Raw genomic sequence first — 24,437 nt, 5'->3', positions numbered from 1 at the left:
CGATAGAAACATGGCAGGATTCAGCGCCGTATCCATCAACGGGACCCCTTTGAACAGCGGCATTAACACCGGCATTACCATTACCGGTCAGGAAAAGCAGGCTGAGCTTGAGGCAACAGGCGCGGTTGGCGTCGATCTGTCCAAGTTGCGTGATAATGGCAAGACCGAAGAGGCCAAGGAAAGCGAAGAGGCTGGCGGTGAACCGGCACACATCAAGCAAATGCGCGAACTGATCAAGAAAATGCAAAAGCAATTGGCCGAGGCGGAAAAGCGCTTGCAGGAAATCATGGCCAACGACATGGAGCCGACCGCCAAGGCTTCTGCTGTCGCTGCCGCGCAAGCGGCAGTGGGCGCGATCTCAGGGGCGCTCGCAAACGCCACGGCGGCGCTGCTCAAGGCGCTGACCGAAGTCGGTGGCAACAGCTCGGGCGCATTGGTCGACACCAGCGCCTGAGGCAAAAAAAGGGCCTGTGCATGCACAGGCCTTTTTTTTCAGTCCGCCAGTTGGCGGTTCTGGGTGCGCTCGGACTTGTAGCGCATGGCCACCGCCGGTGCCGGCTTGGTGCTGCCGGTTTCCAGCCACTGGCGCATGCGGCTGGCGTCGGCAAAGTGGGTGTACTTGCCGAAGGCATCGAGAATCACCATGGCCACCGGGCGGTTGTCCATCCTGGTCAACAGCACCAGGCAGTGGCCGGCATCGTTGGTGAAGCCGGTCTTGGTCAGCTTGATGTCCCAGTTGCTCTTGTTGACCAGGTGGTCGGTGTTGCGAAAGCCCAGGGTGTAGTTGGGTTTACGAAACGCCACGGTCTGCTCGCGAGTGGTGCTCAACTGGCTCAGCAGCGGGTAGTTGCGTGCAGCCATCAGCAGCTTGCTCAGATCGCGGGCGGTGGAGACGTTGCTGGTCGAAAGCCCGGTTGGCTCAACATAGCGGGTGTGGCTCATGCCCAGCGCCCGGGCCTTGGCGTTCATCGCCTTGATGAAGGCGTTGTAGCCACCTGGGTAGTTGTGCGCCAGGGTTGAGGCGGCGCGGTTCTCCGAGGACATCAGGGTGATCAGCAGCATGTCCTTGCGGTTGAGCTGGCTGCCCAGCTTGACCCGCGAATACACCCCTTTCATTTCCTTGTTCTGGGCGATGGTGACCGTGAGCATCTCGTCCATGTTCTGCTTGGCGTCAAGCACCACCATGCCGGTCATCAGCTTGGTCACCGAGGCGATCGGTACCACCCGATCGGGGTTGTTGGCGTACAGCACCTTGTTGGTTTGCAGGTCGATCAGCAGGGCGCTGCCTGACGCCAGGTGCAACTTGGCGGGGTCGCGTTGTTGCTGGGCTGGGGGTTGTGCAACAGCGGTCGACGTGACAGTCGCAGTACCTGTGAGCAACAGCAGCAGGCTAAGAATCGATAGGGGAGTTTTCACGTTGAGGCTCACTAAAAGTTGGTATGTTGTTGGCTGTGCAAGGGTTTTCCCCCAAAGACCCTTGCATTCTGGAGTATGGCCCAGATCCTGTCGATTGCCCCGCATCCGTTGGGCGAAACATGAAAAAAAATTAATCCTGTACCGATCCTGTACCAATTACAGGGTGCGTATTTGCTATTGTCGTGTCTTTCCCCTGGTCAACCGGACGACCGCTTCATGACAGCCCACATCGAGTTCATCCGCAGCCCCAGCGAGCAGCAGCGCGAAGCAATCCTCAAGCCACTACGCGCCCACAATATCAGCCAAGCCGGTGAGCCACAGTTGCAAACCTTTGCCTGGTCGCTGCGCGATCCGCACAGCGGCGAAGCCAGTGGTGGCTTGTATGGCAAGATCTCTTCTGGCTGGATGTTCGTCGAACTGCTGGCCGTGCCCGAATCCCTGCGTGGTCAGGGGCTGGGGCGCGACTTGATGGCCCTGGCCGAGGCCAGGGCGCGCGAAGCAGGTTGTCTCGGTATCTGGCTGGACACCTTCAGCTTTCAGGCGCCAGCGTTTTACCGCACGCTTGGGTTCACGGTGTTTGGTGAGCTGGCCGACTATCCGCCTGGGCATACCCGGTACTTCATGCGCAAACTGCTCTGAGCCCATTGGCCAACGATCATTGCCGCCCCAGGATCCGATCCATGACCCAATCGGTTTTCAGCGCGTGCGCAGCGGTGGCCGGGTGTTCGGCCTCGCCACGAATGTGCGCGTTCATGCCCAGCACGTGATACCACTGGATGTGTTCGGGGTTGGCGATGTGCAGGCTCAGTTGCTCGTCGGCGTCCAGGCGCAGCGGGTATTCGTCGAACACCGAAAAGCCGATCCGGCCCTTGCTGCCGATGATCTCGACGCGGTCCTCGCGGCGGTCGGCGACGAAGTTCCAGCAGCCCGTGCCCAAAGCCCCGCTGGCAAAGCGCCAACTGGCGGCCACGGCGTCTTCGGCCGCATACAGGCCGGCCTGGCGGGCGACACAGCCGGTGACCTCGGTGATATCGCCGAGCAGGTACTGGAACAGGTCCAGGCCGTGGCTGGCGAGGTCGGCGAAGTAGCCGCCACCGGCGATCTGTGGGTCGGTACGCCAGTTGTCAGCGCCGCTGCGGTCAGCGTCGGTGGGTGGCTTGGTCAGGGTCCAGCTCAGGTGCCGCACCTCACCAATTCGGCCGTCCAGCAGCCATTGGCGTACGTGCTGGAAACGCGGCAACGAGCGCCGGTAATAGGACACGAACAGATGCCGCCCGGCCTCGGTGAAGGCCTGTTGCATCCGCTGGCTGCTGGCGGCGCTGAGCGACATTGGTTTTTCCACACAGCAGTGCTTGCCGGCCGCGGCCACTTGCAGGGCATAGGCGCAGTGGCTATCGGGTGGGGTGGCGATGTACACGGCATCGATTTGCGGGTCGGCGATCAACTGCGCCGCATCGCTGTAGACCCTGGCGATGCCATGACGCGCGGCGTAGTCCTGGGCGGCGGCCGGGCGCCGGCCCATCACCGCCAACAACGCCGAACCCGGCGCCTTGTAGAACGCCGGGCCGCTTTTGCGTTCGGCAACGCTGCCGCAGCCAATCATTGCCCAATTGATTACCTTCATGACGACTTCCTGCTAGCGTGATCAGCGCACGATGATAACAACCCCGGCCGAGCCGATCGACCGCCCATAAAAAGCCCCGCCAAAAGGCGGGGCAAGGGGCTGTGCGGAGCAACGCACGATAAACAGGTTGGCTGGCCTCAGGCGCGCAGACCGGGGCTTTCGAGGCGGTCGGCGAGGGCCTGGGCGGCGGGCAGCGAGGTCAATGGCCCGGAAATCGCTTCGCCATTGCGCACCAGGTACCAGCAGGCCAGCAGGCCCAGCTCCCTGAGCGAGGTGGGGACGGCACTGCCGATGACGGACATGATATTGATAGGGGCCATGTGGGGTTCCTCCTGCGAATCATGGGCCCACCTTAACGGCCAGGGCGTCGCGGTTGAAATCAACCGGCTTGATAGTGATCATCATCACCATGCTTGGGCATAATGCCGGTTCGCTCGCAGGGAGAAGGCAATGACTACTGTTCCAGGCAAAGACACCGTGCTGTGCATCTCGCTGGCCGGGCGTCCCGGCACCTTTGGCGTGCGTTTTCATAACCACCTGTACCAGCAGCTGGGGCTCGATTACTACTACAAGGCCATGACCACCCAGGACCTGCCCGCGGCGGTTGCCGGTATTCGCGCGCTGGGCATTCGCGGTTGCGGCGTGTCGATGCCCTACAAGGAAGCCTGCATGGCCCTGGTCGATGAAATCGATCCGTCAGCGGCGGCGATCGAGTCGATCAACACTATCGTCAACAGCAACGGCCAGCTGAAGGCCTACAACACGGATTACCTGGCGGTGCGGCAACTGCTGGCGCAGCATCGTATTGATCCGGCCACGGCCTTTGCCCTGCGCGGCAGCGGCGGTATGGCCAAGGCAGTGGCCAGCGCTTTGCGTGATGCCGGTTTCACCCAGGGCATTATCGTCGCCCGCAATGAACAGGCAGGCCGGCAACTGGCCGACAGTTGCGGGTATCGCTGGCAGGCGCAGCTGGGCGATTTGTGCCCGCCGATGCTGGTGAATGTCACGCCGATCGGCATGGCCGGTGGGGTCGAGGCTGAGCAATTGGCGTTCACGCCCGAGGCGATTGCGGCGGCGCAGCAGGTGTTCGATGTGGTGGCGATGCCTTCGCAAACGCCGTTGATCGTCGAGGCCCGGCGCTTGGGCAAGCCGGTGATCACCGGTTTGGACGTGATTGCCTTGCAGGCGCTGGAGCAGTTTGTGCTGTACACCGGGGTGCGGCCGACCGATGAGCAGGTGGCGCGGGCGGTGGCGTTTGCCCGTGGCTGAAAGGTAAAGCAATCGCGGGGCGATGCGGCGACCCGACTTGCCCCGCGATGGGCTTACTCGAACTGCGCCAGGCGCTCTTCCAGCGCCGCGATCCGCGCCTCCAGCGCTTCGATCCGCTCCAGCGACACGGCGCCGCCTGCCGAGCGCTCCGGGCCTTGCTGGCGCGCCGCCAGAATCGCCTCGATCTCGGCCGGGTCACCCAGGGCATGGGTGTAGCGATCCTCGCGCTGCCCGGCCTGGCGCGGCAGGTGCAGGGCCAAACCTCGGGCAATCAGGCGCTCCAGCTGATGCACGACCTGCTCTGTGTCTTCGAACTCGTGCATGCGGTTGCTGCGGGTCAGCAGTTCGTTGACGGTCTGCGGCCCGCGCAGGAACATCAAGCCGAGCAGGGTCACTTGCGCCGGTACCAGCTCCAGGGCCTTGTCGACCCGCTGCTCCCAGCGGTCGGCGCGGCTGCCCATCTGCAGGCGGGTCAGGCCCTGGCCTTCCAGTGCCCGCAGGGCCTGGCCGACCTGGCCCTGGCTGAGGTTCATAACCGGCTCGCGGCTGGTCTTCTGGTTGCAGGCCAGCACCAGGGCGTTGAGGGTCAGGGGGTAGGTTTCCGGGCTGGTGGCCTGTTTTTCGATCAGCGAACCGAGCACGCGGATTTCGGTGCTGGTGAAGCGGGCGTCGGAAGGGGTTTGGTGTTCGGCGGACATGGCCCTGTCTCTATGCGAAGAAAGGCCTCTAGCCTAGGTGCGCAGCAGGGTAAAACACAAGCAGCCGGTGCAGGGCGCACCGGCTGCCGGTCGGGCTCAGGCGGCCTGGCGCTCCTCGGCCATGCAGGCCGCGGCGGTGAACAGCACGTCGGTGGAGGAGTTCAGCGCGGTTTCCGCCGAGTCCTGCAGTACGCCAATAATGAAGCCGACCGCCACCACCTGCATGGCGATCTCGCTGGGGATGCCGAACAGGCTGCAGGCCAGCGGGATCAGCAGCAGCGAACCACCGGCCACCCCCGAGGCGCCACAGGCACACACGGCGGCGACGACGCTGAGCAGGATCGCGGTAGGAATGTCGACAGTAATGCCCAGGGTGTGCACGGCGGCCAGGGTCAGCACGGTGATGGTGATCGCGGCGCCCGCCATGTTGATGGTCGCGCCCAGCGGGATCGACACCGAGTAGGTGTCTTCATGCAGGCCGAGTTTTTCGCTCAGGGCCATGTTCACCGGGATATTGGCGGCCGAGCTGCGGGTGAAGAAGGCGGTGATGCCACTTTCGCGCAGGCACAGCAGCACCAGCGGGAAAGGGTTGCGGCGGATCTTCCAGAAGACGATGACCGGGTTGACCACCAGCGCCACGAACAGCATGCAGCCGATCAGCACGGCCAGCAGGTGCAGGTAACCGAGCAGGGCGTCGAGCCCGGACTGGGCCAGGGTCGAGGCGACCAGGCCGAAAATCCCCAGCGGTGCAAAACGAATCACCACGCGCACGATCAGCGTCACCCCGTTGGAGAGGTCGGCGACCACTGTGCGGGTGGTTTCCCCGGCGTGCCGAATGGCCACGCCCAGGCCGATGGCCCAGGCCAGGATGCCAATGAAGTTGGCGTTCATCAGCGCGCTCACCGGGTTGTCGACCACGCTCAGCAGCAGGCTCTGCAGGACCTCGGTGATACCGCCGGGCGCACTCAGGGCAACGTCGGAGGTGCTCAACGCAAGGTTCGAGGGGAAGGCCATGCTGGCAATCACCGCGACCACGGCCGCGGCGAAGGTGCCGAACAGGTACAGCACCAGGATCGGGCGGATATGGGTTTCGGTGCCGTGACGGTGATTGGCGATCGAGGCCATGACCAGGATGAACACCAGGATCGGCGCCACCGCCTTGAGTGCGGAGACGAACACCTTGCCGATGAAACCGAGGCTTGCGGCGGTGTCGGGAACGAACACTGCCAGGGCGATGCCGGCGACGAGGCCGATCATGATCTGGACCACCAGGCTGGTGCGGTTCAACAGGTTTAGAACAGGGGTCATGTCAGGTGTTTCTCTGTCTTGTTCAGGGGGCGCCTGGCAGGGCAGGGCCAGAAAAAGGGCGCGACTTTAGCACAGCAGGGCACAGTAGGTGTTTGCGCTGTGTCAGACGGTAGGTTGTGCGTTGCAGCCGGCTACCAGTTGAACAACTGGCGGCGGGCGCCTTCGGTGATGGCCAGGGTGCCCGGGTGCTTGACCTTGCGCTCCACCGAGATGGCATAGAACGACTCGATGACGGCGTCAGTCTGGCCGATCAACTGGACGCCGTATTGTTTGCAGACCTCGTCGGCAATCACACTGGGGGCGATGAAAATGCCGCTGCCCGATTGCCCGAAGGCCTGCATCAAGGCGCTGTCGTCGAACTCGCCGACGATCCGCGGCTGCAATTGCTGCTCGGCGAACCAGCGCAGCAGGCGGCTGCGCACCACGGTTTCCTGGCCGGGGATCAACAGCGGCGCGTGTTGCAGGCAGGCCGGGAAGTTGCGCCCATACTGCTCGGCCAATGCCGGTGTGGCAAAAAAGCTGATGCCGCATTCGCCGAGTTTCTGGCTGTAACCCTTGATGTCCAGGTGGCTTGGCATGGGGCTGTCGGAAATCACCAGGTCCAGGCGCTGGATCGCCAGGTCCGCCAGCAGCCGTTCGAGTTTGTCTTCGCGGCAGCTCAAGCGCAGGGCGTCTTCCATGGCCATGGTCGGTGCCAGCAAGCGATAGACGATGGACTTGGGCACCACATCCGCGACTCCGACCCGGAACAGTATCTGCTGCTCATCAGGCCGTGCGCGCAGCATGGCCTCAAGCTCGCCACCGATCTGGAACATCTGTTCGGCGTAGGTCAGGGTCTGCCGGCCGCTCTCGGTCAGCTCCAGCTGGCGCCCCACCCGGCGGAACAGCTCGATGCCATAGGTTTGTTCGAGCAGGGTGATCTGCCCGCTGATGGTCTGCGGGGTCAGGTTCAGCTGCTCGCAGGCCCGCACGATGCTGCCGGTCTTGGCCACCACCCAGAAGTAATGCAGTTGCCGGTAATTGAGCATGCCGATTTCCGATTCGAAAAAACCGAAGTATAACCGCTGAAAATACGAATTTTCCTGATGTATCCAGATATTTAGAATTCTCTGCCATCACGGTGCTACTGATTTTGCACCGACTATTTGCATGGAGAACCCCAGATGCTTCACTTCAAATCCATCGGTACACCCTTGGTGTTGCTGCTGGCCCTGATGGCCATGAGCGGTTGCGAGCAGGCGGAAAAGTCCGCCCAGCAGATGCTCAACCAGGCAGCGGAGTCGGCCAAAGAGGCTATCGACAAAACCAATGAAGCCGCTCAAGAGGCATTGAGCGAAGCCACCGGCTCCGAGGGCGGCGACAAGGCTGATAAGGCCGACAAGCCACAAAGCGATAAAAGCGCCCAGGAAATCTGACCCACCCTTTAGCCTTGTGCAGGATTGATTCATGGAATACTTGTTGGAACTCGCTGCAAGCCCGACCGCCTGGGTCGCCCTGGCCACCCTGGTGGCCATGGAGATTGTCCTGGGTATCGACAACCTGATCTTCATCTCCATCCTTACCAACAAGTTGCCTGAAGCGTTCCGCTCCAAGGCACGGCGCATTGGTATCAGCATGGCCCTGATCATGCGCCTGGGCCTGCTCAGCACCGTGGCCTGGATCGTCCAGCTGACCGAGCCGGTCATCGATGTGTTCGGCCATACCTTCTCCTGGAAGGACATGATCCTCATCGCCGGTGGCTTGTTCCTGCTGTGGAAGGCGACCAAGGAGATCCACGAAAGCGTCGACCCGCGTGCCCAGGCTGAAGCCAAGGCGTCCTCGACCATCACTCTGGGCTTTGCCGCAGCGATTGGTCAGATCCTGGTGCTGGACATCGTCTTCTCGATCGACAGCATCATCACCGCCGTGGGCATGACCGAGCACCTGCCGATCATGATCATCGCCGTGGTCAGCGCCGTGATCGTGATGCTGGTGGCGGCCGACCCGCTGGCCAAGTTCATTAATGACAACCCGACCGTGGTGATGCTGGCCCTGGGCTTCCTCATCATGATCGGCATGACCCTGATCGCCGAAGGTTTCGGTGCTCACGTACCCAAGGGTTATGTGTATGCGGCGATGGCCTTCTCGACGGTGATCGAAATGCTTAACATCATGTCGCGCCGGGCACGCTTGAAGCGTGAGGCGGCTGAGGGCTGATTGAGCTCATCGCGGGGCAAGTCGAGTCGTCGCACCGCCGCTCCCACAAACCTGTGGGAGCGGGCTTGCCCCGCGATGCTTTTAAAGATCTTTAATGTGCCCCCGCATGCCGGCGACTGCGCCGCACCGGCACCGCATCCTTGCCTTCAGGCGCAACACGATGATGCGGATGATGATGCCGGGCGATGCGCAACACCCCCCAGAGCATGGCAGCCGCGACGCTCAACCAGGCGCCGAGCAGCATCAGGATTGCCATTGTCAGGCTCATGCTTGCCTCCTTACGTCACGTCCACGCCAACCCGTTTCGCCACGTGGACACGTCTTCAGTCTAGCTGTTTGCCCATTACAGGCTATTGACCGATGGTCTAGCGGCTTGGGCCGCTTTGTTCTAAGCCTGCCGCAGGCTATACCCCGGACGCGCGCCAGCCTATGATCAGCGCTCAGGGCCGGGCAGTGGCTGCCGGCCGTCATCGAGCGAGTGTTCATGCGGACTTCCCCCATCGGCTTCACCCCCCGGCGCCTGCTGCTGGCCTGTGCCCTGAGCCTGGCCTTGGCCGGTTGCGCCAGCCCGCCAGCATCCCAGCTCAAGCACCTGCCGCAACGGGTCGAGATCGGCTCGGTACCCTTCTACCGTGGTGAAGCCAACCAGAGTGCGTCGATGGCCCTGGCGGCCTTGCTCTCGCAACAGGGCGTGCGCATCACCCCGGGTTTGCTCGACAAGCCGTTGGGCCTGCCGGCGAACCTGGTCAAGGTTGAAGGCTCGATCCAGCGGGTTGGCCGTGAATACGGCATGGTGGTCTATCCGCTCGAGCCGCGCCTGGACGCCTTGCTGACCCAGGTTGCGGCGGGCAATCCGGTGTTGCTGCGCTTTGAGCAGGGTTCGGCGTTCTGGGGCGAGCCGCGCTATGCCTTGCTGGTCGGTTACGACCGCTACAAGCAGCGGGTGTTGTTGCGGGCGGGGATGAACCGGCGCCTGGCGATGGACTTCGATGACTTCGAGTCGGCCTGGCAAAAGCAGGGGAGTTGGGCGATTTTGCTACAACAGCCTGGCCAGTTGCCGGCCCAGGTTGACCGCCAGCGCTGGCTCAAAGCGGCCAATGACCTGGCCCAGGCGGGCCAGGAACAAGCGGCCCGGCAAGCCGTCAGCGCCCTGGGGCAGTGACGGCGCAGGCCGGGCAGGGCGATCAGAAGCCCAGACGGTCGCGCAGGCTGTAGTACCAGGCGCCCAGGGCGCTGAACGGTACACGCAGCATCTGGCCACCGGGGAACGGGTAGTGCGGCAGCTCGGCGAAGGCATCGAAACGCTCGGCCTGGCCACGCAGGGCCTCGGCCAGCACCTTGCCCGCCAGGTGGGTGTAGGTGACGCCGTGGCCACTGCAACCCTGGGAGTAATAGATGTTGTCGCCCAGACGGCCCACTTGCGGTAGGCGCGACAGGGTCAGCAGGAAGTTGCCGGTCCAGGCGTAGTCGATCTTCACGTCCTTGAGCTGCGGGAAAGCCTTGAGCATTTTCGGGCGGATGATCGCTTCGATGTTGGCCGGGTCACGGGCACCGTAAACCACGCCACCGCCGAAGATCAGGCGCTTGTCGCCGGTCAGGCGATAGTAGTCGAGCAGGTAGTTGCAGTCCTCGACGCAGTAGTCTTGCGGCAGCAGGCTGCGCGCCAGGTCGTCGCTCAGCGGCTCGGTGGTGATCACCTGGGTGCCGCACGGCATCGACTTGGCCGCCAGTTCCGGCACCAGGCCGCCCAGGTAGGCGTTACCGGCGACGATGATGAATTTGGCGCGCACTTTACCTTGCGGGGTGTGCACCACCGGGTTGGCGCCGCGTTCGATGCGGATGGCCGGCGATTGTTCGTAGATCTTGCCGCCCAGCGACTCGACCGCAGCGGCTTCGCCCAAGGCCAGGTTCAGCGGGTGGATATGGCCGCCGCTCATGTCGAGCATGCCGCCGATGTACTGGTCGCAGTCGACCACTTCACGGATGCGCTTCTGGTCCATCAGCTCCAGCTGGGTGTGGCCGAAGCGTTCCCACAGGCGCTTTTGCGATTCCAGGTGGCCCATCTGCTTGGGCGTCAGGGCGGCGAACACGCCACCGTCCTTGAGGTCGCACTGAATGTTGTATTTGGCCACGCGCTCACGGATGATGCGCCCACCCTCGAAGGCCATGTGGCCCAGCAGTTGCGCCTGCTTGGGGCCGACGGTGCGTTCGATGACGTCGATGTCGCGGCTATAGCTGTTGACGATCTGCCCGCCGTTGCGGCCCGACGCGCCGAAACCGACCTTGGCGGCTTCGAGCACGGTGACCTTGAAGCCGCTTTCAAGCAGGAACAGGGCGCTGGACAAGCCGGTGTAGCCGGCGCCGATTACGCAGACATCGGTCTGTACCTCTTCCTGCAGCGCCGGGCGCGGCGGAACCGGATTGGCCGATGCGGCGTAGTAGGACTGAGGGTAGGGGGTATTGGCCATGCTGCGAAACCTCTGTTTTATATTTTTTACGACTGTACCGATGCTATCAATAATAATAAACACCCGCTAGTCGTGTGTTGAAAATCCTTTACCCCGGGTTTTCACAAATACTTTTGTTATTCAGTGGTTTAGCGTTAAAAAAAGAGTTGACACCGTTCAGCGATTGCGTAGAATGCGCCCCACAGCAGGCACATAGCTCAGTTGGTTAGAGCACCACCTTGACATGGTGGGGGTCGTTGGTTCGAATCCAATTGTGCCTACCAAATGAAAGCCCCGGTTTCCGGGCACTTGAAGGGCGATCCGAAAGGGTCGCCCTTTTTGTTTTTGCAAAACTTTTGCAAAACTTTTGCAAAACCACCCACCGCGATCTGGTCCTAGCCAGCCTCTACCATTCGTCAGAGAGCCAGGTCCGCCTTCACTTCGACGTACCGAATTTCTTTCGGTTCGTGCCCGTCTTGGTACCGCTCTGTCATCTCGGCAGTGGCGTGCCCCATCAATGCTTGCACGTACTCGGTGGAAAACTTCTGCTGTTCGTACAGCCATGCGCCCAGGGCCCGGATCTCGTGGAAGGTCGGCCGCTCGTCTGGCTCTAGATGGTCGTAGGACTGTGCAGCATCCCGGGCCTTCCTGAAGCTCTTGGACAAGTAGTCGGGGGTAACGGCCGTCCAGTGTTCTTTCGCTTCGATCTGCTCCCTCCGGCGGGCCTTAGGGCTGTAGTGGATCAAGAAGGGCGAAAGGACGGGAGAGCGGAAGCACTCGTTTACCACCTCGCGCAGCGCCTTGCCCATGACAATCTGCAGGTGGATCGGCGTGTCGTAATTATCGGTCTTGCCTGGCGACACCTTGATGGTGTTCTTCACTAAGTCAACTGCCGACTTCTTCCAGGTCACGATATCTTCTCGGCGCTGCAGGCTGGTCAGGCCGAGCTTGATGGCGCGCTTCAGCCAGGTCGGCGTGGTGTCGGCATCAAGGATCTTCTGCACACCCTCCAGCGTATGGCGCTGGCGCTTCTTCTTTGCCTCCTTCTTCAGCAGCGTCAGGTCTGCGGCGTTTCGCTCCACCATGCCCTTGGCTACTGCGAACGCCAGCAGGCTGACCAGCAGGCTCCGATGCTTCGTGTAGGCGTTGTTGCTGAACTGGTCCAGGTACTCGGCCGCGGCCAGCACATCGAACTGCCCTACCAGCAGGTGCCCGATGTCGGCACGGTAGCGCTTGAGCTTGTAACCGATTTCTTCCAGCGACGAGCGCGCATAGTCGCGCTCTGGAAGCCATTCCGCCTCGAAGCGATCGATCAGGGCGCCCAGGGTCGGCAGCTTCTCGCCGGTGATCGTCTCCAGCATCTCGCCGTTGTCGGTCATCAAGACCGCCAGCTTGGCGTTCGCAGCCTTGGCCAGGCGCACGGCCTCGTCATAAGGCTTGTTGATGCTCGTAATCTTCCCGGTGATCGGGTTCTTGTACCGCCAGTATTTCCCGTTTGGGTACAGGTTGGGCGGAAGCGTCTTGTTTTTCGGGCTGCGCGGTCGTGGTGCCATTTCAAATATCTAACATTTGAGCCAAGAGCGGGTCGTTCGAGCCGATCACGGCGGACTGAAGGTCGACGAAGTACATGCCGCCGCGGACTTCGCCCGCTAACTCCCCCTCATCAATCCATTTCTTGAGCTGCTGCAAGCTCGGCTTTCCGCCGGCGTAGCGCAGTTTTCGATACTCGCCCACCTCCATGAGCCTGGGTAGGCTGGCGGTGATCTGAGCTATAACTTTAGCCATGGCTGAGCCTCAGTCGACACTGTGATTCGACGCCTGATGCGTCAGGTTCGGGTTGTCACGCCGATCTGTCACGACAGTCGCTGCGAGCGCCGCCAGTTCGGCCACCAGCGCCTCGGCCCGCCCGTAGAACTTCCCAGAATCCTCGTTCACGAACCGATCGAGCACGGTGGCCACTGCATGCTGGTTTGTCAGGCCTCGCAAATCGGCGGCGGGCATGGTCGCGTCGGTTGACGGTGCGTGCATATAGGCGTCTTTGCTGATGAGCAGGGTACGCACTGGCCTGATGCCCTTGCTCTTGGTCGCCCAGTTCGTGGTCGGCACGCACCAGGGCAGCATGTGGAGGCACCAGGAACTGCCGGAAGTGTTTTGCGTGCTGGACCAGTACTCCATGTGCGTGAAGGCCTGTACAGGTCCGCCGCCACGGAGAGAGCTGTAGTAGCGGTCCCAGCCAGGCAGTTGCAGCAGGTTGGTGCGCATGACTTGCAGTTGCTCGATGCTTGGCAAGTGCCAGCCTCGCTGGCCGCGAATCGTCATGGCCAGCACCTTGCGTGCTACTGCGCTGCCGGCCTCGGCCATGGCCACGGTATTGGCGTAGCCGTCGAGGCGCGACTGCGCGCCCCTCACCGTGATCCGCGGGCCGGTTTGGTCCTGCCACTGTGCCAGCACCTCAAACTCACGCCCGGAGTCGATTACCGCGTGCTCGGCGCCATCGAAGAACAGGCGACCGCCATAGAAACCGCCGCCAAGGGGCTGGCCGATGGCAGGGAGGGCGGCGGGGTTGATTGCCCGGAGCTTGATCATGGCAGTCCCCGAAAGTGGTCGGCCAGCACGCAACGACCATCTAGACCGCAAGCGGCAGGCAGGTCGAGCACCTGGCCAAAGGTAGTTTGGCGGTGCTGTAGGGCATCCCACAGCAACAGGAGCAGGCCGGCTTGGCTCATGGCTGATCCTCTGGCTTTGGTTCCTTGTGACGATCAAGGAGCTTGTCGATTCGGGCCACAAGCATGTCGCGGAACTCGTCGTTGCCCTGGTAATCGCTGATGAAGGCGATTGTCTCTCTCAGCAGCACATCGGCCTCAACCAGCTGGGCCTCACGCTCGACTAGCTTGGCCTGCAGGTCGACCTCAGCGGATGCACTTGCTTCGTCTGATGCGGTAGAAGGTAGGTTGCCGCCTTGGGCGCGAATGCGCTCGAAGATCTCTTGGCGATGCACGTGCACGCCTTCCGGAGCTTCTACCCCAAGGCGCGTTTGCATGCCCTTAACGCCCAGGATGGTGACTGCGATATCGCTGTTGATGCGGATGGTTTCGCCTACGCGACGGGTAAGGATCAACATGGTCAAACTCCATTTTTAGGGCAAGCGGGTGGCCTGCCGCGGTTGTTGGTTTTCGCAGAAATCAGGACTGGGTTAAGTCAGCAGGGCGCTGTTAGGCCACCGCCCAGGTGCTCTCGGCGCGGCGGTGAATACGGAGCTCGACAAGCTTGCGCTCACCGGGGCGGCGGACGCGGGTGAATTCATCGGTGCCGGCAAAGGAGTGTCCGACCAAGATGGCGCAGAGAGTGAGGATCATCGGGGAGATCAGGCCGCGGCGCATGGCTTCGGCCACAAGCTGGGCACGCTTGATAACGCCAAGCTTTGTGCTGGCGGAGAGAAGACGTTTATCGACGGTATCTTTGGCTACGCCGAACTCGCGGGCGGCTTCCTTGCTGGTCAGTCCGCAGGCAACCGCCATGACGCACTGCAACTCACGCTCAGCCAGGCCCATTCCAAGATTGCCAGTCCAGTTACCGAAGGTCAGTACGTTCATGAAAATGGCTCCATCCATGTGGGGAATGAGCATTAGTAAACAATATGTTTACATCGCAGTCAACACAAAATGTTTATTGAGGATTGATGAGCACAAAAAAACCGCCCGGAGGCGGTTTGGCTTGGAGGTGCTAGGGATGATTACTTCAGAGCAGACGGTGGGATTTTCGCGTCCACGATCGTCCCTACCATCTCCCAGCTGTCATCGTACGCCTTCATGGGGAACGCTGAGTTGAGGGGTTTCAGGTACCAATCCCCTGCGTCGATCACCAACTGCTTGAAGGTAGCTTCGTTCAACTCAGGAATGCGAACCAAGACATACTGACCAGCCCTGGGCTCAACATCAGGCGAGACCAAGATTAAGTAGCGTGCTGGAAAAGTGATTCCCCCTGGACTGGTCATCGAATCGTCTTTGACGCTCAGCCAAAATGCATGTTCGCCTGCTTCAGCATCTGAGGAGTGTCTGATGCGATCCTCGTAGTCAGCAGCGTCTCTGTCCTCGATTGGGCCTCCTGCCAGCTCCCAGGATATTTCTGGATAAGAAAACACTCTGCTGGGGCGCCTGGATCGGCCGATGTTTTTCTGCCTAATCCACTCCTCAAGCTCTTCGGGAGGCATTTCCGTCACTTTCCGATTGGCTTCGACCTCCTCGTCTGACAGTGGCAGTCCTATCCCACTCTCGAGCCATTCCGGTTTAACGCGCAGCAGTTTCGAGACCGTAAGTACCTGGCGGCCGGGAACGCCTCGCACGAACCAATTGTTCAGCGTCTGCGGGCTTATCTTCATCAGAAACGCGAAATCAGCAGGCGCTTTACCGCTTGCCTGAAGCACGTGCCGGAGTCTGTGACCTGAATGTTCATTACTCATAAACACGGAGTTTACAGGGCTTGCGCTGTTTATTGAATAAACGTATTGTTTAGTCATTGCTCGAAATTTACCCGGAACGTTTATGTCTGCTACCGCTCTAGACCAAGCAATAGCCCAGGCAGGCTCAGGGGCCATGCTGGCAAAAATTGTCGGGATCACCCCGATGGCGATTTCGCATTGGAAGGTAAGGGGCATCCCTGCTCACCACGTCTTGAGTATAGAGGCGGCGACCGGAATTTCTAGACACGCTCTCCGTCCTGACTTGTACCCGGAGCATCGCCCCATGTTGGTTGATAGCGTACCGACGGATAGCCATCAATCGCAGCCCAACGAATCTGCTGTTAGTACATCCAGTACAGCAAGTGGTGCTGTATGAATTCCCAAGTGTGTTTACCACCTTACGAAAAAGGGACGGCTCGCCGACCATCGTCCTGTACGCCTGCCTCCACATCTGGGTGTTTCCGCATGCGTAATCTTTTTGAAGGCAATGCTCAATCTTTAATCGCGGTTAAAAGCCATCCGGCCAGACCAGATCGTATGGTGGGAGCGCTTACGGAGAATACCCGCGCAATGCGCAGTAACCCAAAATCCACAATTTGTGCGGCATACCTGCCGAAAGATACGGCTTATATGACAATTCGAGATTTCAGAGAAATTTCTTTCCTTATGAGGGGCACTGCCTGACCACTCATAGGGTGTGACTTGCAAATTTTGGAGCTGTGATATGCGCGCACGAACATTCATTCGGCATCCCCGCCCAGGGTAAGCCAAAGGCCCTCTCGGGTGAGGGGGTTGCATATTTTTTGTTCCGTGGATGATGGGGTTTACCCAAATTCAGGGCACAAAAAAACCCGCTGCCAGGCGGGCTTTTAACCGACCTCTGCCAGGAGGTCTTGGATACACATCGCTATGCAAATAGGAGATGCGCTATGTCGCACCCAAAAAATACCACCGCTCAATCACCGACGCAACCCACCAAGACAGTCGAGACTTCATTCCTCGACACTCCGATCGACAACCGCGGCCTATATCTGCTCAAGGTGGAGGCTGGCGTCAACGCCGAGGACGCCTTGCATACTGCCAAGGTTCTTTCGTCCGGAGCGGCGCAACTGTGCCAGCACGTCCATGACTCGCTAAATTTTGGCGAGCCGGTTTTCTGCGATGCAATGGAAGCCTTGAAATTCCTGAGCGAGACCGTTTCCACGCTTGTTTGGAGCATTCAAAAAGGCGTGTCGGCCGGGAATGCGGAGGGGCAACCATGAGCAAGCCAGTACCGTGCTTCGACGATTTGTTGGTGCGTGTCGACCAGCAGTTTCCCTCAGCCTGGGAGAAAGGGGCGTGTTTGACTGCCGAGCAGGCTGAACAATTGCAGACCATTAGCGATGCGGCTTCTCAAACCGCCAGCCTACTGACATCTGGCATCGCGGCGATGGGCGAGCTTTTGGCTTGGGTGGGCACTACTGGTGAGATCAGCAGTGGTTCTCTAACCAGCACTGGCTGGCTGATTCAACATCTTGCTGACACCGCCGGGCGCCTTCACGAAGAGAGCCAGAACGCCGAGTACAAGCTCCACTCCTTGCCGCGCTCCGCGCCACAAAAACCAACTTCCCGAAATCGTGGCGCGGGAGGTGCTGCATGAACCTGGTCACTACAAACACCCCGACTATGTCCTCGCAAGAGATCGCCGAGCTGGTCGGCTCGCGGCATGACGACGTGAAGCGTTCGATTGCCAGGCTGGCGGAGCGAGGGACAATTCAACTCCCGCCATTGACGGAAGTTAAAAATCACCTCGGTCAGAGCGTTGCAATTTACCAAGTGTGCAAGCGCGACAGCTTCGTCGTGGTCGCGCAGCTCTCGCCGGAGTTCACGGCTGCTCTTGTCGATCGCTGGCAAGAGCTAGAGAGCCAGGCAGGCCGCCCGATGACGCAGGCCGAGATCACGGCGGCCAACGCCAACCACTTGGTGGCTGTTGAGCGCCAGCAGCGTGAGCAGCAGGTGGCGCTGGAGCGGATCGAGCGTCGGATTGAAGACCTCAGCCAGACCACGGTCTGGGACCACTGCCCGCAGAACTGCCTGTCGCTGACCGGCGTCAAGGCCGCGATGCTGGCGCGTCATGGGCTGTCGGGCGCGGTCGTGGACTACGTGCTCAAGGAATGGCCGCACGCCCCGAACTCCGCCGGCATGGTCCGGAATGGCCACGAGGACGCGAAGGGATCGCAGTACCTGGTCTGGACGAAGAGCCTTGTCACTGCAGCGTTCAAGCGCTTCGTCGACGAGTGCGCGATGGTAAACAGCACCCAGGCCAGCCACCCCTACTTCAATGGCCGGTTCCGGCTGACTGGGAAGGTGCATCCATGAAGAAGAACCTGACCAAGGCCCAGCTGACGCAGCTGGTGGCCGAACGAGCGGTGGCTTTCTATCAGGTCCAGGCCCAGATGCGGCTACTTCGCGAGCGCCTGAACGACGAATACTCGGCGTTCTTCCAGGCGACTGGAGAGCCTGAGCCGCAACGGCGGCGCATTGACCCTGACAACCCCGCGTACGGCCCGGTGATCGCCTACACGGCTGACTCTTACGAGCTGTACCGCCGCGCGCGGCTGGCCAAGAACAGCGCCAAACGGCGCATGGAGACGGCGATCCGGGCGCTGCTAGGGCCCGACGCCTGTGTCTACTACCTGCCGCCGGCGAGCAGCCTTCCAGCGCTCCCAGTCCGACGCACCAACGCAACCGGGGAGACCTTGCAATGATCACGATCCCAAATCCCGCCCTGGCGCAGCAGCGTGCTGGCGCCGCGATCATCAGCGGCCCGTGGCCAAGCTATGCCGGCTTCCGTGATCTGCCCGAGCGCGAGCGTTGGGTGCTCTACGGGAGCGCGAAGGCCTACCGGGCCGCCCTGGAAGACCAAGGCCTGGTGATGAGCGAGAGCTACGACGAATTCATCAAGCGGGTGACCGCTGAGCTGGAGATCTGACCTGTGAGCACGCAACGCAAGTTCCAGGGCGTTTGGATCCCCGCCTCGTTGTGGCTGGACCATTCGCTGTCGACAAACGAGAAGGTGATGCTGGTGGAGATCGGTAGTCTCGAGGATGACGTTCGTGGCTGCTACGCCACCAACGCTCACTTCGCAGAGTTCTTCGGCCTGTCGGTGTCTCGGGTGTCCGAGATCATCAGCGGGCTGGCAGAGCGCGGCCTGATCAATATCGACCAGATCAGGGAAGGCAAGCGGGTCGTCGAGCGCCGGATTCGCCTTTCCAACCCCTTCGAAAAACCGAAGACCCCTTCGGAAAACGCTGTGAACCCCTTCGGAAAAGGCGGCGAACCCCCTTCGGAAAACACGAAGGGGAGTAATACATCTATGAGTAATACAAAGAGGGTTAAAGACTTACGTGCATCAGGCACAGAAGTGGACGCTGGATTCGAGAAATTCTGGAAGCTGTACCCGAAGAAGAAAAGCCGCAAGGACGCCCTCAAGGCTTGGAACAAACTCAACCCCGACGCTGACCTCCAGGCCGCCATGATCGCCGTCCTGGCCAACCACTGTGCATCCCTCGACTGGACCAAGGATGGCGGACAGTTCATCCCGAACCCGGCCACCTGGCTCAACGGTGAGCGCTGGCACGACGTTCTGCAGCCAGCCGGCGGCGCCCGCCCCGGGTCCTTCAACGACCTCCCGCAACACACCCCCGACATGTACCAGGAGAGCCACGATGGCCGCGCAAATTTCTGATCTCTTCCATCGCACCCCGGCCAAGCGCGCTTTCGCTGGCGAGTGCCCAGTCCACGGCGAAGTCGACATGAGTGAGGTCGAGCAACTGGACGGATCGATGCTGGCGCGTGGCTGCAAGCGCTGCCAGTGGGAGGCCTTGCACATGGCTCCCCGTGACAGCGAGCCCTACGCCCTGGCCAGGGTCCAGGCCGATGCCGAGCGGACCACTGCCGCACTGATCTGCGCTGGGATCACGCCGCGCTTCGCCGACGCCACGTTCGATGGGTATGTCGCCGAGTCCGACCAGCACCACAAGGCCCTGGCCAAGTGCCGGGACTATGCCGAGCAGTTCCCGAGCCACTTCCGCGCCGGCCGATCGCTGCTGCTGACCGGCAATGTCGGCTGCGGGAAGACCCACTTGGGCAGCGCGATTGTGCGCACTGTGGTGGCTGACCAGTGCAGGGCGCTGATCGTCCCCGCAAGCGACATCATCAGCATCGCCCGCGCCTCGATGGTGCCGGGGTCGGGCTATACCGATCGCGACGTGGTGGTGCATCTGGGCGGCCTGGACTTGCTGGTGATCGATGAGGTTGGTTGTCAGAAGGGCAGTGACTACGAGCTGGGCCTGCTACACGCCATCATTGATCGCCGTTACCAGGCCGTGCTGCCGACGGTGCTGATCAGCAATCTGGCCCGCGAGAACCTGAAGTCCTACATCGGCGACCGCGCCCTGGACCGTCTGCGCCAGAACGGCGGCATGGCGGTCGGTTTCACCTGGTCCTCGATGAGGGCCTGTGCATGAGGGAGCTATTCAGCATCGAGGCTGAGCACGGTGTGTTGGGGGCGGTCATGCAGGCCTCCCTGCAGCAGGACGCCGGCTTGGTTGAGGACATCCTCGGCCAAATGGAATCGGGCGACTTCTACCACGCCGACAACGCGGCGCTGTTTGAGGTAATCCTTGGTATCCATGACCAGGGTGTGCCGGTTGACCCAGTCACCATAGGCTCGATTCAGCGCTCTCTGCCTAGCGGCCAGTTCACCATAGCCTACGCGGCCGAGATCACGAACAACGTGCCGTCGATAGCCAACTGGCGGACCTACGCCAAGCACGTCAAGGAGTGGGGGGTGATCCGCCGCATTTTCGACATCGCTGGCCAGGCGCAAGAGCTGGTTCAGGCCGGCGCACCAACCGCAGAGGTGATCGCCGCGTCGCAGCAGGCCATGGCCGATCTACGCAGTCTCGACGGTGAAGCGAAAGGCTTCAAGCGGCTGGATCAGTGGATGGGCGATGCCGCTGATCTCGTGGACGAGAAGTATCGCGGTGTCGCGCCCAAGTGGCCGTCGACGGGGCTGGCTGACCTGGACGACCTGGTGCAGGGCATCCGCCCGAAGAAGGTCACGGTCGTTGCGGGACTTCCAGGTAGCGGGAAGACCACGCTGGCGCTGCAGATTGCTCAGCACAACGCGATCAAGGTGCGTAAGCCCTGGCTGGTGTTTTCCATTGAGATGCCAGGCGAGGAGCTCGGTCTGCGGGCTATCGCGTCGTTGGGCGGTGTGGACCTGCGCAAGCTGGATGATCCGGTGAAGATGCAGGATGACGACTGGTCAAGGATGTCCAATGCCGTGGCCATCGCGCTAGAAGCCCCTCTCTTCGTCTGCGATGAGCCAGTTCAAACCCCGGCCAGCATCCGCGCAACCGCCAGGCGGTGCCAGCGTGAGCATGGGCTTGCCGGAATCGTGGTGGATTACTTGGGGCTGGTGCGAAGCGAGCGTCAAGGTCGTACCCGGAGCGAGGAGGTCGGAAAGATCAGCAAGGCGCTGCTGCAACTGGCCAAGGAGATGGGTATTCCCGTCATCGAGCTGGCCCAGCTCAACCGCGACTCTACCAAGCGTCCCGGGAAGAAGCCTCAGTCGAGCGACCTGCGCGACTCGGGCGAGATAGAGGCCGACGCCAGCTGCATTCTGATGGTGCACCGCGACATGGACACCGAGGAGGGGCAGAACGGCCTCACCGAGATCTTGATGACCAAGTGTCGGCATGCCCGCGTGGGTAGCTGTGTTCTCCAGCAGGAGGGCCAGTTTGGTCGATTCGCCAACTTCGCAGACAACCGCATGCTAACCGACGATGAGGTCGAGATGGCGCGGGGGAGCTATGCCAGTCGCTACAAGGGAGACAAACCCCATGGGTAACGTAACTGCGGCCCTGCCGCGCAAGAGCTTGACCGATGTTGAGCGCAAGTTCCTCAAGGTCGGCAACCGAATGCTGCTGGAGCAGACCAATGGCCGTATTGCCTCGGCAGCGCTGATGGACATCGTCGCCGACTGGCACGGCACCAGAGCGAGTATCGGCTTCGAGCAGTTCGCAAAGAGCTGGATCACCGAAGGCAACGCCAAGAACAAACATGCCAACAAGCTACTGCGAGAGCTGTTCGGCCTTGACCAAGATCCGACCCCACGGAGGGCTGCATGAAGAAACGAACTTACCTGGACAAGCCCCTGGGCGACACTGAGTACCTGCTGGAGCAATGGGGCTGGTGGCGGATGGATGGGATGGGCGTGCCTGGATACGTCTCGCAGATGGCGGCGGTGATGAGCCAGGCCAACCTTATATCAACCACCAAGAGCTACACGATCAAGGATGAAGTCGCAGAGCTGGTGGACGGAGCCCTGGCCAAGCTGATCAAGCGCAATCAGCAGATGGGCGACTTCGTGTGGTTTTACTTCGGCGCGAAGTGGCCGGCTAACCGAATCGGGCGAGAGAATGATATGTCCGAGCGGAAAGCCTGGGAGCTGATAAAGGCGGGAGTGGCATGGATTGATGGGGCGCTGCAGTCAGGGGTGACCCTGGAGTAGCTATCCCATGGAGCTATTCGGACACTGCGCTAGTGATTGACTAGTGTCTTTTTAGTGTTAGGGTAGCTTCACTTTTCAAGGAGTGGATCTGTATGTTGTCACCTGAGGCCAGTGTCGCAAGCACCCGCTGCGTCGTAGTGTTTACCAATAGGGGTAAAGATCGCCTGTGGGCGGAGGGCGGTAGCAACGCATGGCGTATGGATGCGTCCCGCGCTGCGAAATGCGAGTACGTGGTTTGCGTGCAGAATCGAAATGGAAGCTGGGGTGGACCATCAGCTCCACATAAAACCGCGTTCATGATCGGCAAGATAGAGAAGATCGTTCCGTCGGAGGAAGATGCTGCCCGTCAGAAGATCGTGTTTTCTAAATCCGCAGAGATCTCCGTGCCCGATATGTGGGATGGTAACCGCAATCCTGTTGCGTACATGACGCTGGGCGATTTCGGGATTAACACGCAGAGAGATCTCCAGCGCCTCAAATTTACCACCTACATCTCTTCATCCATGCTGGATACGCATGCTGCTGGAGATGACTACCAGGCAGCAGAGGCATCGGCCGAAAGCGAGGAGAGTGGGAGTATTTTGCAGGGGATTTCAATCGATGAAGCTAAACGAGGATTGGCTCGTCGTTTCGAGGTATCTGAGGCGCAGATCGAAATCTTGATTCGTGCTTGAAATCGCTTTCAGTACGGATAAACACCTGCTTTCATAGCAGCGTGTCCAGCTTGCAACAACGCGACACAGAGAAACCCCGGCCAATGAGCCGGGGTTTTGCGTTTTGGGTTACGACAGATCATTCTCTAGACTCAATGGAACGAGTGCCTATAGATGAATCACGGAATTGCAGACGAAGTTCAGACGCTCTTTAATGCGCTAACGTGGATGTTAGAGGGTGGAGAGTTGGAAGGGGTTACGAAAGGGCTTCCTCTTTGCTCGAACTCTCTCACGGCCGAGCAGACCGATGAAATCCGATTGAGGCTTCAGGAAAAGCTCCTCGCCGTTGCAAGGGGAGCGGTGCCGGTAGTCACGGTAGGCAGAGAGTCGGATGATGATCAGGCTGGCGATCTCCACGTCCACTTCCTTAAACGCTACAAAGCAGAAGAAACCGAGCTTGGGCGGTTTGTAGATGTTGAGGGTGAGTCCTGCTGGTATTTCAAAGTCGCAGATGAGCGCTCCGGCCACAGATTGGCCGATTTCTTCAACCAGCCAGAGAACCGTCGCAGTTTGGATTCCCACCGATCTGAGGTGGGCGCTGAAGTAGCTTCCTTGACGCTCTGGTTGAACCATCTCCGCGATGATCATGTTGATGTTCTTCAGTTTGGATACAAGAGCACAGGCCAGTTACATCCGGTAGAGCCTGATATGCGAAATTTGTGTTAAAAGTCAGAGTTTTGACAGTAAGCCCGGCCATTGCGCTGGGCTTTTTCGTTTCTGCAGATGACGCGCCCAGGCAGCTGGGCTAAGTCGGTAGTGGCGCCGATCAAAGTGCGCTCCCTGATCGGCAACGCGATGAGAGGCGGGGGTACGTGACCCGGCGATCCAGCCCATCAAGCCGGGTAAGCACCGGCCCTCTGCACTTTTTAGTTGCCATTGAGCGTCTGAGCAACACTGCCCCTCCTATCATTTCTGCGTGTGGTGAGGAGTGGCCCCGAAAGCCCTGCTAAAAATTCGGGCTTGTTTGTTTAGATCTGGCCTGAACATTGGTATCATGTGACCACGAGCAGGGATGACTACCTGCCACCCAGTTTCCGGGGATCAAACGGTTCGAATCCGGCCATGACGGCCTCCCAGTTGGCGATCTTGTTCATTCTCGCGGTCATATTGACCGCTCTCAGCTCCAAACCAGAACAACTCATCGCGATCATGCAACACACAACTGAGGATAACCTGATGATCAAACAGCTCCTAATGTATGGCTTCACCTGCTTTGCTACACCAATCATCTCCATCTGGTGCGGCATTATGGCAAACGGCACGATCCCCACTCGACAAGAGGTTTAACCTCGGCCAAGGCCCCGCACTGCGGGGCTTTGTCGTTTCTAGGTCTCGACTACTGCCAGGACTTTTTATTTTCTAGGCGGCTTCGGATACCATCTCGTTGCGCAGTCAGCGCTGACGAGGAAACCTATGGAAAGAAGCCCTGATTTGCTTGCGTCAATCTTGCATTACTGCGTGACTGGCACGTCCGATTGGACGCTAAATATGTCAGTGAGCGAGCTGTACAACAACTTGTCGGTTGACAAGCAGCAGGAGTGGCCGGAATACCTAGTCGCAGGTCATGTTTGGCTGCTCGCTGATGCAGGATTTATTGAAGTCGAGAGCAACGGATCCGTCATCGTTCGCGTCACCTGGAATGGTTATGAGTACCTAGATGGGGTCAAGAAGCGCAAAGCTTTACTCAACAACCCTTTCCTTGCACACGGTTAACCATCCGATCCTGCATCGTAAACCCCAAGGCCCCC

The 24,437-nt window shown here is 60.4% G+C and carries 34 protein-coding genes, 1 tRNA gene and 2 pseudogenes; 21 read left to right on the top strand and 16 right to left on the bottom strand.

All coding sequences use genetic code 11. The annotated features are described in order from the left end of the window. Positions 1 to 10: 10 nt before the first annotated feature. On the top strand, positions 11 to 454 hold the full coding sequence (locus tag EXN22_RS18075) for a hypothetical protein (protein ID WP_233281653.1): 444 nt from the start codon (positions 11 to 13) through the stop codon (positions 452 to 454). A gap of 38 nt (positions 455 to 492) precedes the next feature. Here the strand turns inward: EXN22_RS18075 and pbpG are convergent, their stop codons facing one another. Next, positions 493 to 1,416 (bottom strand): D-alanyl-D-alanine endopeptidase, encoded by a 924-nt coding sequence (gene pbpG, locus EXN22_RS18070; protein ID WP_130265353.1) that lies wholly within the window; start codon positions 1,414 to 1,416, stop codon positions 493 to 495. A 216-nt stretch (positions 1,417 to 1,632) separates the two neighbouring features. Between pbpG and EXN22_RS18065 the strand changes: the two genes are divergently transcribed. Then, on the top strand, positions 1,633 to 2,055 hold the full coding sequence (locus tag EXN22_RS18065) for a GNAT family N-acetyltransferase (RefSeq protein WP_130265352.1): 423 nt from the start codon (positions 1,633 to 1,635) through the stop codon (positions 2,053 to 2,055). A 16-nt stretch (positions 2,056 to 2,071) separates the two neighbouring features. Here EXN22_RS18065 and EXN22_RS18060 read toward each other — a convergent pair whose 3' ends face one another. Both EXN22_RS18060 and EXN22_RS18055 read right to left on the bottom strand, forming a co-directional pair. Then, positions 2,072 to 3,040, bottom strand: a complete 969-nt coding sequence (locus EXN22_RS18060) for a Gfo/Idh/MocA family protein (RefSeq protein WP_130265351.1) — start codon at positions 3,038 to 3,040, stop codon at positions 2,072 to 2,074. Positions 3,041 to 3,177: 137 nt separating this feature from the next. Further along, positions 3,178 to 3,360: a hypothetical protein gene (locus EXN22_RS18055; RefSeq protein ID WP_130265350.1), complete on the bottom strand. Its 183-nt coding sequence runs from the start codon at positions 3,358 to 3,360 to the stop codon at positions 3,178 to 3,180. Positions 3,361 to 3,490: 130 nt separating this feature from the next. Between EXN22_RS18055 and EXN22_RS18050 the strand changes: the two genes are divergently transcribed. Further along, on the top strand, positions 3,491 to 4,309 hold the full coding sequence (locus tag EXN22_RS18050) for a shikimate 5-dehydrogenase (protein ID WP_130265349.1): 819 nt from the start codon (positions 3,491 to 3,493) through the stop codon (positions 4,307 to 4,309). A 53-nt stretch (positions 4,310 to 4,362) separates the two neighbouring features. Here the strand turns inward: EXN22_RS18050 and EXN22_RS18045 are convergent, their stop codons facing one another. The 3 genes from EXN22_RS18045 to nhaR form a co-directional block, all read right to left on the bottom strand. After that, the gene (locus EXN22_RS18045) at positions 4,363 to 5,007 is read right to left on the bottom strand and encodes a YceH family protein (RefSeq protein ID WP_130265348.1); all 645 of its coding nucleotides are present in this window, start codon (positions 5,005 to 5,007) and stop codon (positions 4,363 to 4,365) included. Positions 5,008 to 5,103: 96 nt separating this feature from the next. After that, on the bottom strand, positions 5,104 to 6,315 hold the full coding sequence (gene sstT, locus EXN22_RS18040; RefSeq protein WP_130265347.1) for a serine/threonine transporter SstT: 1,212 nt from the start codon (positions 6,313 to 6,315) through the stop codon (positions 5,104 to 5,106). Positions 6,316 to 6,446: 131 nt separating this feature from the next. Continuing rightward, positions 6,447 to 7,343, bottom strand: a complete 897-nt coding sequence (gene nhaR / locus EXN22_RS18035; RefSeq protein ID WP_130265346.1) for a transcriptional activator NhaR — start codon at positions 7,341 to 7,343, stop codon at positions 6,447 to 6,449. A 135-nt stretch (positions 7,344 to 7,478) separates the two neighbouring features. Here nhaR and EXN22_RS18030 point away from each other — a divergent pair, with 135 nt between their 5' ends. After that, the gene (locus EXN22_RS18030; protein WP_130265345.1) at positions 7,479 to 7,730 is read left to right on the top strand and encodes a hypothetical protein; all 252 of its coding nucleotides are present in this window, start codon (positions 7,479 to 7,481) and stop codon (positions 7,728 to 7,730) included. A 31-nt stretch (positions 7,731 to 7,761) separates the two neighbouring features. Further along, positions 7,762 to 8,511 (top strand): TerC family protein, encoded by a 750-nt coding sequence (locus EXN22_RS18025; protein WP_130265344.1) that lies wholly within the window; start codon positions 7,762 to 7,764, stop codon positions 8,509 to 8,511. A gap of 91 nt (positions 8,512 to 8,602) precedes the next feature. On the opposite strand, the gene EXN22_RS26225 is transcribed toward EXN22_RS18025, so the two are convergent. Then, positions 8,603 to 8,779: a hypothetical protein gene (locus tag EXN22_RS26225; RefSeq protein ID WP_165392236.1), complete on the bottom strand. Its 177-nt coding sequence runs from the start codon at positions 8,777 to 8,779 to the stop codon at positions 8,603 to 8,605. A 161-nt stretch (positions 8,780 to 8,940) separates the two neighbouring features. Here EXN22_RS26225 and EXN22_RS18020 point away from each other — a divergent pair. Then, positions 8,941 to 9,673 (top strand): annotated as a pseudogene (locus EXN22_RS18020) (peptidase C39 family protein). A 22-nt stretch (positions 9,674 to 9,695) separates the two neighbouring features. Here the strand turns inward: EXN22_RS18020 and EXN22_RS18015 are convergent. After that, complete coding sequence (locus tag EXN22_RS18015) at positions 9,696 to 10,979, bottom strand: NAD(P)/FAD-dependent oxidoreductase (RefSeq protein WP_130265342.1); 1,284 nt, start codon at positions 10,977 to 10,979, stop codon at positions 9,696 to 9,698. Positions 10,980 to 11,165: 186 nt separating this feature from the next. Between EXN22_RS18015 and EXN22_RS18010 the strand changes: the two genes are divergently transcribed. Then, positions 11,166 to 11,242, top strand: a tRNA-Val gene (locus tag EXN22_RS18010). Between the two features lie 132 nt (positions 11,243 to 11,374). Here the strand turns inward: EXN22_RS18010 and EXN22_RS18005 are convergent. The 7 genes and pseudogenes from EXN22_RS18005 to EXN22_RS17980 form a co-directional block, all read right to left on the bottom strand. Beyond that, a complete protein-coding gene (locus EXN22_RS18005) occupies positions 11,375 to 12,511 on the bottom strand; it encodes a tyrosine-type recombinase/integrase (protein WP_130265341.1) in 1,137 nt (378 codons plus the stop codon). Between the two features lies 1 nt (position 12,512). After that, entirely contained in the window at positions 12,513 to 12,743 is a 231-nt protein-coding gene (locus EXN22_RS18000; protein WP_023629431.1) for a hypothetical protein, read from the bottom strand. Positions 12,744 to 12,752: 9 nt separating this feature from the next. Next, on the bottom strand, positions 12,753 to 13,544 hold the full coding sequence (locus EXN22_RS17995; protein WP_130265340.1) for a hypothetical protein: 792 nt from the start codon (positions 13,542 to 13,544) through the stop codon (positions 12,753 to 12,755). Beyond that, positions 13,541 to 13,684, bottom strand: coding sequence for a hypothetical protein (locus EXN22_RS26220; RefSeq protein ID WP_165392235.1), 144 nt, complete (start codon positions 13,682 to 13,684; stop codon positions 13,541 to 13,543). The genes EXN22_RS17995 and EXN22_RS26220 overlap by 4 nt, the downstream gene beginning before the upstream one ends. A gap of 203 nt (positions 13,685 to 13,887) precedes the next feature. Beyond that, positions 13,888 to 14,079 (bottom strand): annotated as a pseudogene (gene csrA / locus EXN22_RS26445) (carbon storage regulator CsrA); the annotation flags it as partial. A gap of 91 nt (positions 14,080 to 14,170) precedes the next feature. After that, on the bottom strand, positions 14,171 to 14,551 hold the full coding sequence (locus EXN22_RS17985) for a LuxR C-terminal-related transcriptional regulator (RefSeq protein ID WP_130265338.1): 381 nt from the start codon (positions 14,549 to 14,551) through the stop codon (positions 14,171 to 14,173). 140 nt (positions 14,552 to 14,691) lie between these two features. Next, complete coding sequence (locus tag EXN22_RS17980; protein ID WP_130265337.1) at positions 14,692 to 15,612, bottom strand: S24 family peptidase; 921 nt, start codon at positions 15,610 to 15,612, stop codon at positions 14,692 to 14,694. Between EXN22_RS17980 and EXN22_RS17975 the strand changes: the two genes are divergently transcribed. From EXN22_RS17975 to EXN22_RS17920, 12 genes are all read left to right on the top strand, one after another. Next, the gene (locus EXN22_RS17975) at positions 15,500 to 15,793 is read left to right on the top strand and encodes a transcriptional regulator (RefSeq protein WP_130265336.1); all 294 of its coding nucleotides are present in this window, start codon (positions 15,500 to 15,502) and stop codon (positions 15,791 to 15,793) included. The genes EXN22_RS17980 and EXN22_RS17975 overlap by 113 nt on opposite strands. 553 nt (positions 15,794 to 16,346) lie before the next feature. After that, positions 16,347 to 16,679 carry a hypothetical protein gene (locus EXN22_RS17970; protein WP_130265335.1) on the top strand — a complete coding sequence of 111 codons (333 nt, stop codon included), beginning with the start codon at positions 16,347 to 16,349 and terminating at the stop codon, positions 16,677 to 16,679. Next, complete coding sequence (locus tag EXN22_RS17965; protein WP_130265334.1) at positions 16,676 to 17,056, top strand: hypothetical protein; 381 nt, start codon at positions 16,676 to 16,678, stop codon at positions 17,054 to 17,056. Before EXN22_RS17970 ends, EXN22_RS17965 begins: the two co-directional genes overlap by 4 nt. Then, positions 17,053 to 17,775: a Rha family transcriptional regulator gene (locus EXN22_RS17960; protein WP_130265333.1), complete on the top strand. Its 723-nt coding sequence runs from the start codon at positions 17,053 to 17,055 to the stop codon at positions 17,773 to 17,775. The genes EXN22_RS17965 and EXN22_RS17960 overlap by 4 nt, the downstream gene beginning before the upstream one ends. Then, on the top strand, positions 17,772 to 18,164 hold the full coding sequence (locus EXN22_RS17955) for a hypothetical protein (RefSeq protein WP_130265332.1): 393 nt from the start codon (positions 17,772 to 17,774) through the stop codon (positions 18,162 to 18,164). Before EXN22_RS17960 ends, EXN22_RS17955 begins: the two co-directional genes overlap by 4 nt. Next, positions 18,161 to 18,388, top strand: a complete 228-nt coding sequence (locus EXN22_RS17950) for a hypothetical protein (RefSeq protein ID WP_130265331.1) — start codon at positions 18,161 to 18,163, stop codon at positions 18,386 to 18,388. Before EXN22_RS17955 ends, EXN22_RS17950 begins: the two co-directional genes overlap by 4 nt. Before the next feature lie 3 nt (positions 18,389 to 18,391). Continuing rightward, entirely contained in the window at positions 18,392 to 19,144 is a 753-nt protein-coding gene (locus EXN22_RS17945) for a helix-turn-helix domain-containing protein (RefSeq protein ID WP_218567652.1), read from the top strand. Beyond that, positions 19,125 to 19,925, top strand: a complete 801-nt coding sequence (locus EXN22_RS17940) for an ATP-binding protein (protein ID WP_130265330.1) — start codon at positions 19,125 to 19,127, stop codon at positions 19,923 to 19,925. Before EXN22_RS17945 ends, EXN22_RS17940 begins: the two co-directional genes overlap by 20 nt. Then, entirely contained in the window at positions 19,922 to 21,313 is a 1,392-nt protein-coding gene (locus EXN22_RS17935; RefSeq protein ID WP_130265329.1) for a replicative DNA helicase, read from the top strand. Before EXN22_RS17940 ends, EXN22_RS17935 begins: the two co-directional genes overlap by 4 nt. Continuing rightward, a complete protein-coding gene (locus EXN22_RS17930; protein WP_130265328.1) occupies positions 21,306 to 21,593 on the top strand; it encodes a hypothetical protein in 288 nt (95 codons plus the stop codon). The genes EXN22_RS17935 and EXN22_RS17930 overlap by 8 nt, the downstream gene beginning before the upstream one ends. Then, complete coding sequence (locus EXN22_RS17925; protein ID WP_130265327.1) at positions 21,590 to 21,976, top strand: antiterminator Q family protein; 387 nt, start codon at positions 21,590 to 21,592, stop codon at positions 21,974 to 21,976. The genes EXN22_RS17930 and EXN22_RS17925 overlap by 4 nt, the downstream gene beginning before the upstream one ends. A 92-nt stretch (positions 21,977 to 22,068) precedes the next feature. Beyond that, a complete protein-coding gene (locus tag EXN22_RS17920) occupies positions 22,069 to 22,650 on the top strand; it encodes a hypothetical protein (RefSeq protein ID WP_130265326.1) in 582 nt (193 codons plus the stop codon). 210 nt (positions 22,651 to 22,860) lie between these two features. On the opposite strand, the gene EXN22_RS17915 is transcribed toward EXN22_RS17920, so the two are convergent. Continuing rightward, positions 22,861 to 23,277: a hypothetical protein gene (locus EXN22_RS17915; RefSeq protein ID WP_130265325.1), complete on the bottom strand. Its 417-nt coding sequence runs from the start codon at positions 23,275 to 23,277 to the stop codon at positions 22,861 to 22,863. Positions 23,278 to 23,751: 474 nt separating this feature from the next. On the opposite strand from EXN22_RS17915, the gene EXN22_RS17910 reads away from it, so the two are divergent. Further along, complete coding sequence (locus EXN22_RS17910) at positions 23,752 to 23,976, top strand: hypothetical protein (RefSeq protein WP_130265324.1); 225 nt, start codon at positions 23,752 to 23,754, stop codon at positions 23,974 to 23,976. Between the two features lie 126 nt (positions 23,977 to 24,102). Beyond that, positions 24,103 to 24,402 (top strand): hypothetical protein, encoded by a 300-nt coding sequence (locus tag EXN22_RS17905; RefSeq protein WP_130265323.1) that lies wholly within the window; start codon positions 24,103 to 24,105, stop codon positions 24,400 to 24,402. Positions 24,403 to 24,437: the final 35 nt, after the last annotated feature.

The sequence above is a fragment of the Pseudomonas tructae genome, from assembly GCF_004214895.1.
Lineage (GTDB): Bacteria > Pseudomonadota > Gammaproteobacteria > Pseudomonadales > Pseudomonadaceae > Aquipseudomonas > Aquipseudomonas tructae.
This window is presented reverse-complemented; position numbering and strand designations above follow the sequence as displayed.